This window comes from Paenibacillus sanfengchensis (genome assembly GCF_036864765.1).
Taxonomy (GTDB): Bacteria; Bacillota; Bacilli; order Paenibacillales; family Paenibacillaceae; genus Fontibacillus; species Fontibacillus sanfengchensis.
Genome location: NZ_JBAGJC010000007.1, coordinates 321147 through 335253, shown reverse-complemented (window position 1 = coordinate 335253; position 14107 = coordinate 321147). Strand labels below are relative to the sequence as shown.

General features: G+C 52.5%; 6 protein-coding genes and 3 rRNA genes. 8 read left to right on the top strand and 1 reads right to left on the bottom strand.

The window, feature by feature from the left end; all coding sequences use genetic code 11:
- From V4U84_RS17405 to V4U84_RS17390, 4 genes are all read left to right on the top strand, one after another.
- A 16S ribosomal RNA gene (locus V4U84_RS17405) occupies nucleotides 1-390 on the top strand; the annotation flags it as partial.
- 395 nt (nucleotides 391-785) lie between these two features.
- Nucleotides 786-3714, top strand: a 23S ribosomal RNA gene (locus V4U84_RS17400).
- 135 nt (nucleotides 3715-3849) lie between these two features.
- Nucleotides 3850-3966, top strand: a 5S ribosomal RNA gene (rrf, locus tag V4U84_RS17395).
- A gap of 375 nt (nucleotides 3967-4341) precedes the next feature.
- On the top strand, nucleotides 4342-4848 hold the full coding sequence (locus V4U84_RS17390; protein WP_334074649.1) for a GNAT family N-acetyltransferase: 507 nt from the start codon (nucleotides 4342-4344) through the stop codon (nucleotides 4846-4848).
- A gap of 107 nt (nucleotides 4849-4955) precedes the next feature.
- Here V4U84_RS17390 and V4U84_RS17385 read toward each other — a convergent pair whose 3' ends face one another.
- A complete protein-coding gene (locus tag V4U84_RS17385) occupies nucleotides 4956-7205 on the bottom strand; it encodes an FAD-dependent oxidoreductase (RefSeq protein ID WP_334074648.1) in 2250 nt (749 codons plus the stop codon).
- 149 nt (nucleotides 7206-7354) lie between these two features.
- Here V4U84_RS17385 and V4U84_RS17380 point away from each other — a divergent pair, with 149 nt between their 5' ends.
- The 4 genes from V4U84_RS17380 to V4U84_RS17365 all read left to right on the top strand — a co-directional run bounded on the left by V4U84_RS17380 (nucleotide 7355) and on the right by V4U84_RS17365 (nucleotide 14081).
- Nucleotides 7355-8170 carry an AraC family transcriptional regulator gene (locus V4U84_RS17380; protein WP_334074647.1) on the top strand — a complete coding sequence of 272 codons (816 nt, stop codon included), beginning with the start codon at nucleotides 7355-7357 and terminating at the stop codon, nucleotides 8168-8170.
- Nucleotides 8171-8275: 105 nt separating this feature from the next.
- The gene (locus V4U84_RS17375; RefSeq protein ID WP_334074646.1) at nucleotides 8276-10591 is read left to right on the top strand and encodes an FAD-dependent oxidoreductase; all 2316 of its coding nucleotides are present in this window, start codon (nucleotides 8276-8278) and stop codon (nucleotides 10589-10591) included.
- Nucleotides 10592-10729: 138 nt separating this feature from the next.
- Nucleotides 10730-12586, top strand: a complete 1857-nt coding sequence (locus tag V4U84_RS17370; protein WP_334074645.1) for a sensor histidine kinase — start codon at nucleotides 10730-10732, stop codon at nucleotides 12584-12586.
- Nucleotides 12558-14081: a helix-turn-helix domain-containing protein gene (locus V4U84_RS17365; protein WP_334074644.1), complete on the top strand. Its 1524-nt coding sequence runs from the start codon at nucleotides 12558-12560 to the stop codon at nucleotides 14079-14081. The genes V4U84_RS17370 and V4U84_RS17365 overlap by 29 nt, the downstream gene beginning before the upstream one ends.
- Nucleotides 14082-14107: the final 26 nt, after the last annotated feature.

Genomic DNA, 14107 nt, shown 5'->3' with positions numbered 1-14107 from the left:
AGTGACTGCCGGTGACAAACCGGAGGAAGGTGGGGATGACGTCAAATCATCATGCCCCTTATGACCTGGGCTACACACGTACTACAATGGCTGGTACAACGGGAAGCGAAGGAGCGATCCGGAGCGAATCCTAAAAAGCCAGTCTCAGTTCGGATTGCAGGCTGCAACTCGCCTGCATGAAGTCGGAATTGCTAGTAATCGCGGATCAGCATGCCGCGGTGAATACGTTCCCGGGTCTTGTACACACCGCCCGTCACACCACGAGAGTTTACAACACCCGAAGTCGGTGAGGTAACCGCAAGGAGCCAGCCGCCGAAGGTGGGGTAGATGATTGGGGTGAAGTCGTAACAAGGTAGCCGTATCGGAAGGTGCGGCTGGATCACCTCCTTTCTATGGAGAATCGCTTCCTGCGACGGAAGCATTCAAAAAAAGTTCGGTCCGCTGTAAGCGGCCGGATAAAATGGCTTCGCAAAGCGAAGTCGACCATACTCACTCGTTGGTCAGTTTTGAGAGTTCAACTCTCAACTGACAGAAGTTTTGAACGTCACCGAAGGTGATCGTTACAAAACATCCGTCATTGATCCTTGAAAACTGGATAACGAAACGAAATTTGCGTTTTAGAAACAACTCTTTTAGCTGAACTTGTGTCTAACAAGTTTAATAAAGGTAGTGACTACAGAGCGAAGGTTTTGGGATGACCGAACTTTAGGTAGTGCGCGGCTGCTTGCGATAGCAAGCCAGTAAGCGACGAACGAGGAGAGGGCAGCGCAAAACCGGAGCGGATTGGTTAAGCTACTAAGAGCACACGGAGGATGCCTAGGCGCTAGGAGCCGAAGAAGGACGTGGCGAACAACGATACTGCCTCGGGGAGCTGTAAGCAAGCTTTGATCCGGGGATGTCCGAATGGGGAAACCCGGCTGGAGTAATATCCAGTCACTCATGCCTGAATACATAGGGCGTGAAGAGGCAGACCAGGGGAACTGAAACATCTAAGTACCCTGAGGAAGAGAAAACAAAAGTGATTCCGTCAGTAGCGGCGAGCGAACGCGGATTAGCCTAAACCAAGGGGCTTGCCCCTTGGGGTTGTGGGACGTCTCACACGGAGTTACAAAGGAGCATATTAGACGAAGAGGTCTGGAAAGGCCCGCCAAAGAAGGTAAAAGCCCTGTAATCGAAAGTGTGCTCCCTCCGAGACGGATCCCGAGTAGTGCGGGGCACGTGAAACCCCGTATGAATCCGCCAGGACCATCTGGTAAGGCTAAATACTCCCTAGCGACCGATAGTGAAGCAGTACCGTGAGGGAAAGGTGAAAAGCACCCCGGAAGGGGAGTGAAAAAGAACCTGAAACCGTGTGCTTACAAGAAGTCAGAGCCCAATTTAGGGGTGATGGCGTGCCTTTTGTAGAATGAACCGGCGAGTTACGTTTGCAAGCAAGGTTAAGCCGATAAGGCGGAGCCGCAGCGAAAGCGAGTCTGAATAGGGCGAAGTTAGTTTGTAGGCGTAGACCCGAAACCGGGTGATCTACCCCTGTCCAGGGTGAAGGTGCGGTAACACGCACTGGAGGCCCGAACCCACGTACGTTGAAAAGTGCGGGGATGAGGTGGGGGTAGCGGAGAAATTCCAATCGAACTCGGAGATAGCTGGTTCTCCCCGAAATAGCTTTAGGGCTAGCCTCGGTGGGACAGTCGTGGAGGTAGAGCACTGATTGGGTGCGGGGCCCGCCAAGGGTTACCAAGCTCAGTCAAACTCCGAATGCCATAGACTGATTAACCGGGAGTCAGACAGTGAGTGCTAAGATCCATTGTCAAAAGGGAAACAGCCCAGACCATCAGCTAAGGTCCCCAAGTGTGTGTTAAGTGGGAAAGGATGTGGAGTTGCACAGACAACCAGGATGTTGGCTTAGAAGCAGCCACCATTTAAAGAGTGCGTAATAGCTCACTGGTCGAGTGACTCTGCGCCGAAAATGTAACGGGGCTAAACACACCACCGAAGCTATGGCTTGATGCTTTGCATCAGGGGTAGGGGAGCGTTGTATTTTGTTTGAAGTTTTACCGGAAGGATTGTTGGACTGTATTCAAGTGAGAATGCCGGTATGAGTAACGAAAAGATCAGTGAGAATCTGATCCGCCGAAAGCCTAAGGGTTCCTGAGGAAGGTTCGTCCGCTCAGGGTAAGTCGGGACCTAAGGCGAGGCCGAAAGGCGTAGTCGAAGGACAACAGGTAGAAATTCCTGTACCACCGTAAACCGCTATGAGCGATGGGGTGACGCAGTAGGGTAGTGACGCGAGCTGATGGATGCTCGTCCAAGCAGTGAGGCTGGTGTGTAGGCAAATCCGCACACCGTAAGGCTGGGCTGTGATGGGGAGGGAAAATTTACAGTACCGAAGGTCATGATCTCACACTGCCAAGAAAAGCCTCTAGCCAGGTGAAGGTGCCCGTACCGCAAACCGACACAGGTAGGCGAGAAGAGAATTCTAAGGCGCGCGGAAGAACTCTCGTTAAGGAACTCGGCAAAATGACCCCGTAACTTCGGGAGAAGGGGTGCCTCGGTAGGGTGAATAGCCCGAGGGGGCCGCAGTGAAAAGGCCCAAGCGACTGTTTAGCAAAAACACAGGTCTGTGCGAAGCCGCAAGGCGAAGTATACGGGCTGACGCCTGCCCGGTGCTGGAAGGTTAAGGGGAGTGGTTAGGAGCAATCCGAAGCTATGAACTGAAGCCCCAGTAAACGGCGGCCGTAACTATAACGGTCCTAAGGTAGCGAAATTCCTTGTCAGGTAAATTCTGACCCGCACGAATGGCGTAACGACTTGGGCGCTGTCTCAACGAGAGATCCGGTGAAATTTTAATACCTGTGAAGATGCAGGTTACCCGCGACAAGACGGAAAGACCCCATGGAGCTTTACTGCAGCTTGATATTGGACTTTGATACGATTTGTACAGGATAGGTGGGAGCCTAGGAAGCCGGAGCGCCAGCTTCGGTGGAGGCGCCGTTGGGATACCACCCTGATCGTATCGGAGTTCTAACCTGGTACCGTGATCCGGTGCGGGGACAGTGTCAGGCGGGCAGTTTGACTGGGGCGGTCGCCTCCTAAAGAGTAACGGAGGCGCCCCAAGGTTCCCTCAGAATGGTTGGAAATCATTCGCAGAGTGCAAAGGCAAAAGGGAGCTTGACTGCGAGACTGACAAGTCGAGCAGGGACGAAAGTCGGGCTTAGTGATCCGGTGGTACCGCATGGAAGGGCCATCGCTCAACGGATAAAAGCTACCCTGGGGATAACAGGCTTATCTCCCCCAAGAGTCCACATCGACGGGGAGGTTTGGCACCTCGATGTCGGCTCATCGCATCCTGGGGCTGAAGTAGGTCCCAAGGGTTGGGCTGTTCGCCCATTAAAGCGGTACGCGAGCTGGGTTCAGAACGTCGTGAGACAGTTCGGTCCCTATCTGTCGTGGGCGTAGGAAATTTGAGAGGAGCTGTCCTTAGTACGAGAGGACCGGGATGGACGCACCGCTGGTGCACCAGTTGTTCCGCCAGGAGCACAGCTGGGTAGCTAAGTGCGGACGGGATAAGCGCTGAAAGCATCTAAGCGTGAAGCCCCCCTCAAGATGAGATTTCCCAATTAGTAAGACCCCTTGAAGACGACGAGGTTGATAGGCCTGGGGTGGAAGTGCAGCAATGCATGGAGCTGACAGGTACTAATCGGTCGAGGGCTTATCCAAAAAATCACCCCACAAAGTGAAGAACAGCTTCGATGCTGATTCCGAGTACTTTGCGGGGACCCCGAAAAACAAATAGGGGCTAAAACGCAAATACGTTTCGTATCCAGTTTTCAGGTGATCAAACATCTGAACACGTTTGGTGGCGATGGCGGAGGGGTTCCACGCGTACCCATCCCGAACACGACCGTTAAGCCCTCCAGCGCCGATGGTACTTGGACCGAAGGGTCCTGGGAGAGTAGGACGCCGCCAAGCGAAGAAGAAAGAGCACTACCGTATGAAGCGGTGGTGCTCTTTTTGTATGCTCTAATACAAATTGATGCAAATCTGCAACAATTTCCGAACGTTTGAGCCCCGAAAAGCGAAAAGGATGCAAATGTGCAGGAATTTTCGGCCTTTTTCTTGAAGGGAGCCCCAGCAACAAAAAAAGCCTGCAGATTTGCAGGAATTTCGGACAGAAGGGCCATCTACTCCAATAATTCCTGCAGATTTGCAGGAATTTGACCATTCCGCACTTTGCAACCGCTCGCTAGGTGTCGTTACGAGTTTATTTGTTTAAGCTTGAACTTTATGATAAAATTTTTGAGATTTGACAAGGTAGAGGAAATACGGATGAAGGAAGTGGATCATATGGATTTAGTCATTAAAAAAGTAAGTACAGCGGATGGAATGGCGGCGTTGGCGGAATTGGCCTCGGAAATATGGCATGAGTACTATGTTTGTATTTTATCCAATGAACAGATTGATTATATGGTGGACAAGTTCCAATCCAAGCCTGCTATTACGGAGCAAATCGAAAATCAAGGCTATGAATACTATTTCCTGAACGCACTAGGGGAGCATGCCGGTTACATAAGTATTAAAGAGGAAGAGGGCAAGCTTTTTTTAAGCAAGTTCTATATCCGAAAAGAACACCGCGGGAATGGCTACGCCAGCAAGGCAATGGAGTTTCTGGTGGAGTTATGCAAACAACGGGGGCTAGGGCTCATTTGGCTTACGGTAAATCGGCATAATGACGACTCGATCGCAGTATATACGAAAAAAGGCTTCAAGGCCGTTCGCACCCAGATAGCGGATATCGGAAATGGTTATGTCATGGATGATTACGTGATGGAGAAAGAAATCCGGCTGGCTTGACACGAAAGATTAATTAGAACAACTCCCAAGAAAGGTTACAGGCATCTTCAAACCATTCTTGGGAGTTGTTTTGCGTAAGTCTATGTTGTGCAACGCACAGCCAGGTATTAAGCAGGATAAACGCGGATTTCGACGACCTCCGCTCGCGGGCATCCGTTCGTCGCTTCAATAATAAGCCTCAGGGAGGTTGCCGGGATCGGGCGGTCAAGCCGATGGATGTTTTTCCGCTTCCTGTTGTTTTTGAAATGAACGACTTCGATGCTCCCCGAGGACGTCAGAACTTCGATCTTGTAATCCTTCACAAGTTCCGGGACGACTTGAAACGGGGTGCGATGATGATGGAGGTTGATCAGATCCTCGTTCACATCGTCCTGGAAGGTAAGATGAATTTCCCGTATAGTAATCTCTTGTTCCCATTGAAGCTCGATCCAGGCGGCTTTTCCCTCCGTCAGCGGTTCGGATGCCCAGCAGTGCGGACCGCCATAGGGACGGCTGAACCCGTCAATAACCTTATCAGGATCGAGGGCGTGGCCCGTCGGTAACCGGAAGCAAAGAGGGCGCCGGGAAAAAGGAGCGGCATTCCATTGTTGGACTGGTTGGGGAGGCTGGCGGTCACCGTATTCGGCAGACACGATCGGGGTCTGTCCTTTTCGGAAACAAAGCACGCCGGTTAAAGGCTGGGCCGATGTATATAATGCAACATGCGGATTCGCTTTAATTACGATAAAGGCATTGCAGGCTTCCTCCGGAGTCCAATCCAGCGGAACGGAAACCCATTTTTGCTCGCCGGAGAGAAGACGGATTTCAACGGTCTGAACCAAGGCATGAGGAACATAATTTTCTTTCTTGCCCGTATGATAAAGCTCAGCGGTCAGTATTGTGGCTTGCGAGCAATCCGTTAAAAGCTCCAAACCCGTTAAACGGCCATCCACCGGAACCAGGATGCCGAAGTCCGCCTCCAGCGGAACCCGCCCGACGGGGGCAGACGGCGCATAGGCGAAAAGTGTGGACGAGGCGCGAACGGCAGCTCGGGGTGCCAGGTCAGCGGGATCATCGGCTTTCAATCCGATGACCGATGCATCTTGGCGAAGCAGCGTCTGCTGCAAAGCGGCAAGATGAAGCCGTCCCAATTCCCGCGGCGTTACGGATTTGGCCTCGCACAGTGCGGCGGCTGTCCCGGCCGCCTCCCCCAGGATGGCGCAGGTAGCCATTACGCGCGTTGTGCCAAAAGCCACGTGGGAAGCGCTGATGTTCCTTCCGGCAAACAGGAGATTGTTGACGTTAACGGAATAAATCGAACGGTAAGGGATATGATAAATACCATCCGCAAACCAATGCTTGGAGCCATGCTCCTCAGCGTAAACGCCGCCCGGGGGATGGAGATCGATCGACCAGCCGCCAAACGCGATCCGGTCTTCGAAAGGCCGCTGGGCCAAAATGTCGTGCTGCGTCAACGTGTAATCCCCTATAAAGCGGCGATATTCCCGTTTCCCGGGAAGGCTGCCTACCCATTCGAGCGTCAGATTCTCGGATTCGAATTTTCCCGAGTTTTTGATGTAATCCCAGATCCCGTAAATGACCGACCAAAGCTCATCCCGGATGCGTTCATTATCGTGGACCGTATCCAGTTCGCCACCCCATTCGATCCACCAATAGGCGCAGCCGTTGTCCCCGCTGCGAATAATTCGCCGAAGCGGGATGGAGGTCTGAGTAATATCCGTAGCGAAGGAAGGAGGGGTGAAACGGACAGGCTCTCCGGCATCCTTCGTATAGAATAGCAGCGTACTGCCCAGCGTGATGGCATCCGCTTCTTCCGGGGCCCAAGGTTCGCCGAACTCGGTCCTCGACTCCCGGCCGATCCGGTATTTGGCTCCCGCAAGCGTGCCAATCAGTCCATCACCGGTACAATCGAGAAACAAACGGCTGCGAAATTCAATCCTTCGTTCGGAGCCCATCATCCAGCCGGTAACACTGCGGATGTTTCGGTCGTTCTCCGGCCCTTCGGCCTCCACTTCATGGACGTCCGTATTCAAATACAGGGAAAGATTCGGCTCCGCCTTCACAGCCTCCAGAAGAGTAAGATCCCATAGATAAGGATTGCCCTCCATGTTCCGGAACTGGTTTTCTAGAAACAGCTCTCCCATGATACCCGTTTCCCGGGCATACCGATTTACCCCATGTCCGGTTGCGCCACAGACCCAAACCCTCACTTCGCTGCTGGAATTCCCCCCCAAGACCGGGCGATTGTGAACCAAAGCCACGGTTTTCCCCAGCCTAGCTGCGGCTATGGCAGCGCATAAACCGGCAAGGCCGCCGCCGATGACGGTTATATCCGGTGTTACGGTCTCATTTCTCATTGTGAACACACTCCTTTTTTAAGATCGAACGCAGCAACTGACTACATCAAACTATCTTTAATTTCATAATAATAAAGCATATTTACTATACAAATAGCTTGAATTACAATATACATATCCAAAATTTCAAAGAAAGAGGTGAGAGAAGGTTGGGGCAAGGAGGTGTAACTGTCACGGGTTACCGGTATTGGGATTTCAAGCGTCAGTTTGCTTTGGAGAGGGACCGGAACGAAGACTGGGTAATGTTTGCCTTGGAAAGCGGAAGCATTTCCTATGCGGTCGGTTCAGAAGAGGGAGAAGCCGGAGGAGGAGAGGCGGTGATTTGCCCGCCGGGGGTATGGCTGAAACGCGAAGTCTTGAAACCGGTTTCTTTTCATTATGTCTCTTTTCGGATCACCGAGATGTCTAACCATACTAACACCTTGGCCCATTTTGAGGAGTATGACACGCTGCGGATTGTAACTTCCCGATGTCATATCCGTTTTACAGACCGGGAACGGTTCTTCTCAAATTTGCGGATCATGAGAGAAGTGGACAACCTGGGGAAGGATGAGGCGGTACGGTGGCGCAATTATGGATTTGGTGATTTATGTATGCAGGCCTCCTACCAGGATATTGTAAAAAAAACCGTACCCGCCGTGATCGATGTAAGAATGGCGGAAGCCATAAACGAACTGAGAAGCCTAGCCGACGCCCCGTTGGAAATTCGGCAGGTTGCCGCGCGCTACGGAATGACACCGGTTCAATTTATTAGGCGATTCCGTAACGCCACAGGCCAGACTCCGCTTGAGTACGTAACGGCTTTACGAATCGGCAAGGCCTGTCTTTTGCTGGAGGAGACGGATGATACACTTGAGGCGATAGCGGAACAGTGCGGATATGAGAGCGGGTTTTATTTGAGCCGGGTATTTTTGAAACAAAAGGGCATCCGCCCTTCAGAGTACCGCAAGTCTTACAAAGTGTAAGAAATTTGTGCACCCTATTGAACAGATTTGTTGACGGAAGTCTCCGCCCTCTTGAACTACAATCATAGAAAGAATGAATGGCTCAATGAGGATGGAGGAAAATCTGTGATACAATCCGAACAGGAAAATTACGATATGGTGGTTTGCGGCGGGGGGTTGGCCGGATTTTGCGCCGCCGTGGCCGCGGCCAGACTTGGAGCTACGGTATGCCTGATTGGGGATCGGCCCGTGTTCGGCGGCAACAGTTCATCTGAAATTCGGGTAACGCCGCATGGAGCGGCGGCTTTTCATGCGTATGCGCGCGAGACCGGTATCATTTCCGAGTTGTTGATTAAGGAACGCGCTTCTAATCACGAGACGATTCGGGAGAACGGCTGGACCAACAGTGTATGGGATATGACCTTGTATGATATGGCCGTAAGCACGCCAAATCTAACGTTCTATCTGAACACCACGGTCACCGGGGTACAAATGGATGGATCGCAAACGATCCGAAGCCTGACGGCAAGGATCGCCGGAGCCGAGACCGAACTCAGAATCGGCGGACAAATCTTCGTGGACTGCACGGGAGATGGCGTCATAGCGGATGCTGCGGGCTGCGAATGGAGATGGGGCACCGAAAGCAGAGAAGAATTCGGAGAACCGCACGCCCCGCGGATCGCAAGCGGCGACACCATGGGCAGTTCCATCCACTTTAAAGCGAAGGACATGGGCCGGCCGGTTCGGTTCCATGCTCCGGAATGGGCGGTGCGCTATGAGGATCCCGCTTTTTTTGCCGATCAAGGGAGACATTTTTATGAGCTGGAATCGGGCTACTGGTGGATTGAGATCGGGGTACCCTGGAATACGGTGTTCGACCAGGAACAAATCAGGCATGAGTTGACTCGGCATACGCTGGGGATCTGGGATTATATCAAAAACCGGGATCCGGTATTGAAAAAACGCGCCGCCCACCTGGCGTTGGACTGGATCGGCCAGATTCCGGGCAAACGGGAAAGCCGGAGAATTATGGGACGCTATCTGATGACCGAACACGATCCTGCCGGCAAAACGGTGTTTCCGGATGAAATTGCTTACGGCGGGTGGTTTATTGATTTGCATACCGCCGGAGGACTGCTGGCGGGGAGTGCGGAGCCTTCCAGTGCGGAGGGTTACGCCGAAACCTCGGAGTACGCGGTCAAAAGCTACTGCGGCCCTTACGGGATTCCGCTGCGTATCTTGATGTCCAAGGATGTGGAAAATCTGATGATGGCGGGGCGCAACGTTAGCGTTACGCACGCCGCTTTAGGAACGGTTCGCGTCATGGCCACCACCGCTTTGATGGGGCAGGCCGCCGGAACCGCCGCGGCCATTGCTTTGCGGGATAATATCCGCCTGACGGAAGTTCCCGGCCGTTGTATTGCCAAGATGCAGCAGCAGCTGCTGCGCGACGGTTGTTTTCTTCCGAATGTTCGGGGCTGTGACCCTGAGGATTTGGCAAGGGAGGCCCGCGTAACGGCCAGCAGTTCGGAACCGGTGGAAGGCGCCGGCCCGGAGAGCTCCGATGCCACCGGAGGCTTTATCCTTGGCAACAAGGAAGAGAGGCAGCAGGCGGATGAACCGCTGAACCACCGGCGAGGGCAGTGGATTGCCGTCGGTCCGGAAGGAATCCGCTCTCTCTCGGTTTGTTTATCCAATGGCTCGGATAAGGAGCAAATCTTGACCGCGGAGTTAGTTGCCGTAAATCATTTATGGGATTACCGCAGCCAGGGATCGGCCAGACTCGCCCATACCGAGCTGGTCATTCCTCCGGGGAAGAAACAATGGATCCCCTGGAATTTATCTCCGGCAGAAACCGCTCATTTGAAGCAGGGGAGCTATGTGCGTCTGGATCTGCTGCCTTGCCCCGCGGTGGAGTGGCACATTGCGGGAACCGTCATCCCCGGGCATACGTCCGCATACGAAATGGGGGACGGTCGGATGCGCCGTTATCGGGACGGAGGCACGCTCAGCTACAGAGTAACCCCGCCGCAAACCTGCTTCCTTGCGGAAAATGTGCTCACCGGGATCACTCGTCCCTATGATAATACAAACCAGTGGCGCTCGAATCCCGCGGATCCGCGGACCCCGTGGGTGGAGCTGGAATGGAAACAAGCCCGGACCGTCGGCATGATTGAGGTGACTTTTCCAGGCCATCTGTTCCGGGAATACCACAATTATCCTCCTTTCTACCGCGACCCTCAAACGGCGCGGGATTACCGCATTGAGGTTTGGGATGGCCATGCTTGGGGGGAAGTGGTTCACGTGGAAGGGAACGTTCAATGTAAAGTACGCCACAAACTGGATAAGCCGATTTTCATCGTTAAATTGCGGCTAAATATTCTGGCAACCTGGGGGGATCCGGCCGCAGGAGTGTATGAGATTCGTTGTTACGGTCCGTAATTAAAAATACGTTCGTCCCATATCCGTGCCTGTGTTACACTAGCTCTAACCGACACAGGTTAAAGACTATAGAGCATTTCACACAGCTGCCTTTCATGCAATCAATAGTTCCGCTTATATAGGCAGGGGGAATTGAGTTTGAGCTGGAACTGGAACTGGAACATGGCCCTATTAAACCGTCTCAGTCTGAAGCATCGCCTGTTTATCTCCATTTTGCTGTTCGTGCTGATCCCGGCCACCATTGTGCAAATTCATAGTATTTCCCGGCTGGAGACGATGATGAAGGACAACATTGCGGAGCAGAATATCGAGCAGCTGGATTCGTTGAAGAACAGTCTGGAGAATCTTCGGATCGGTGTGCTCGGGGCGATGCTTCAACTGGAACGCGATCCCGAGGTCGTCCGAATGCTCCGTACACCGGGGGAACCGATAACGGAGGAGCGCCGTCTATATTTACAGAACCGCTTATTAAGCGTTAAACAAGGCCTTATGAACGCGGTCGTCCCGGTTGATATCACATTAGCCGATGCTTCAGGCCATGTTTATACGTCTCTGGAGGAGGCGACCGTGGGGACGATGGAAGGGGGAGAGATGTATCAGGAAGGCAGTCCGGAGGGAACAAAGCAGCTTTTTGACGGAGCTACCTTTCAACGGCTGCTGTCTTCAGAAGAGCCTTATTTCTGGGCGGTTCATGCGCCGGAAGACAGGTATGAGAAGACTTTTCCGCCCTCGGAGCTCTTTTCCCTGTACGGCAAACTGCAAACACCCCAGGGGGATACCTTCGGCTACATCCGTATCAGCCTGGATATCAAATCCTGGATGGACTCCATCACGGGGGGATTTTTAATCAAGCAGAATTATTATTTGCTGGATGGAGATGGGCAGCCGATTCTGTTGGAAGCGGATGAAACGGAAGCGGACCATATGCAAACGATGCTGCCCGCATTCAAAAAGAATCCAAGCCGGTATTTCACAGATCATCAGGATCAATACATGTATAATGGAGTTTACATGCCCAATATGAACTGGTATATGTTAAACCGTTTCCCTTTGGAGGCGTTATCGGGGAATGTTTGGTCCATGAAACGGCAGGTCGTTTTTTCCTTCCTGCTGACGGTGGCCGTATTTATGCTGGTCACTTATGCCATCGTTTCCTCCATTCTGCGTCCGCTCCGTCAGTTGCAGCGGAAAATGACGCAAATGGCGGATCAATATATGCATCTTCATCTGCAGGAGTCCGGATATAAAGGCGAGACACGGGAGCTGGCCAGGTCCTTCAACCAGATGACCGATGATATCCGTAAGCTGATCGCCACTTTGCGGGCGGAGGAACGTCAAAAAGAAGCTTTGCGTTTTCAAATTCTGATGTCGCAAATGAATCCCCACTTCTTGCTGAATACCTTAAATACGTTGAAGTGGAACGCGCGGAGCCAAGGGGATACGGGAACTTATGAGATTTGCCAGAATCTGGGCAGGCTGCTGGAATGCGGTTTGAATACCGAGGTAGATCTGGTCCATTTAAAAGAGGAAATCGGACTCGTCCAGTCCTATCTTTATATTCAATCTTTCCGGTACGATCATACTTTTCAGTCGGAGATCGAGATCGGGGAAGGGCTCGATTACGCGTTAATTCCCAAACTCAGCTTGCAGCCGCTGGTAGAAAACTCGCTGCATCACGGATTGATACATATGCGTGAAGGCGGCCGCATTTCCATACGGGTTACACGGGATTCCCGAAAACTGAAAGTGGAGATTCTTGATAACGGGCAGGGCCCCGCCGCCTCCGAGTCTTTGCGTTCCTCAGGAAGGCGAAGGGGAATCGGCATCAGCAATCTAAGGGAGCGCCTTGCCTTGTTGTACAAAGGAGAAGCTCGCCTCGAGCTGATTCCAGCCAATCCGGGAATGCTGGCGGTGCTTGAAATTCCGCTGCTTATATCCTCACCCTATGACAAGGAGGGCATCCAACATGTGGAGTATCCTGCTGGTGGAAGATGAGCCTTTTGTGAGAAGAACGATCCGGAACACGATTCCTTGGGAGGAACACGGCTTTACGATCGCGGCGGAGGCCGCCCACGGTTTGGAAGCTCTAGAGCAAATGGAGACGTTGTCGCCGGACATTGTGATCAGCGATGTGCTTATGCCGTATATGGATGGTATCGAGCTGCTCCAGCAGGCGAGAAAAAGGGGGAATGAGGCGGCGTTTATCATGCTGACCTGTGCCGGTGAGTTTGAGTATGCCCGGATGGCATTGGAGTACGGAGCCTCCAGCTATATTTTGAAATTATCGATGGATGATGATAAGCTGCTGGAAGCGTTAAACAAGGTAAAGAGCCGCCTTCAACGAAAAGTCGAAGAAGAGGCCAGGCTGAAGTGGGACAGTCTGGAGGAACGCCTTCCTTACTTGTGGAAGAAGGCTTGCGGCAAGACGCTATCGTCGATGGAAGCGTTGAAATTAGCGGAGTTAAGCATGCACAAGCTGGGTACCAGACTTGTTTTGCTGACTTGGCTAGAGCGTGAAAAGGGGGTGTCTTGCGAGCAAGTGCGGGAAATGCTGGCTAATGAGGGGCCAGGCTCGTACCGACTTATGACGTTCCGGGCGATGGGGGTCAGTACGTTGTTGATTTGCCCCAGCGATGCAGCCGCTTCCGCCTCATTAACCAAGAAGCTGAGCGGCGATCCCCAAAAATTTGCGGGGGTGTGCCGTACGGTTTATCTGGACAATAAAACGGCGGACGATATCGCAGGGGAATGGGCCCAAAATTTGCGGGAGCTTGACCGAATCTATTATCACGGGTGCCGGACAGTGGTTCACAACGGATATCGGATTGATCGGCAGGACGAATATCCCGCGATTCCTTGGGAGTGGGAGCAGGAGATCCTTCGCAGTTTCGCCAAGGCTGCGGTGAACGAATGTGCGGATAAGCTTACGGAGTTGTGGGCTTTCATGGAAAATCATCAACTGCCGATGGTACAAGTGAAAGAAACGGCCGAACGATTGGAACGGCTTTTCGCTCATATTAGCCGCAAGCCGATTCTTCCCGGTGGGGAAGAAATGACGTTTTATTCCCGCCATCAAGTTTTGCTGGATACCCTTTCAGACCGGATGATCCAGTATTCCAAAGGAAGGACCACGCCGGCTTTGGAGGAAACGGACCATAAAGAAGTTAACCGGGTCATCCACTATGTGCTCGAGCACTATGACGAGGACATCTCGTTGCAAGCGATGGCCCAAAGAGTGAATATGGATGAGAATTATTTAAGCGGACTTTTCAAAAAGAAGACCGGCCAAACGTTCATCGGCTACCTTCAGCAGGTCCGTGTTCAGGAGGCCAAGGGGTATTTGGAGCGGACGGACCTGACGGTGGCGGAAATCGGCGAAAGATGCGGATTTGCCAACCCCAGTTACTTTTTCAAAATTTTTAAGAGGTGGACGGGGCTGCGGCCGAGTGAATACCGTCTTACTTTAAAAAGAGAGGAAGCCGGGCAATGAGCCCGGTTATTCTATTTTTTGCAAAA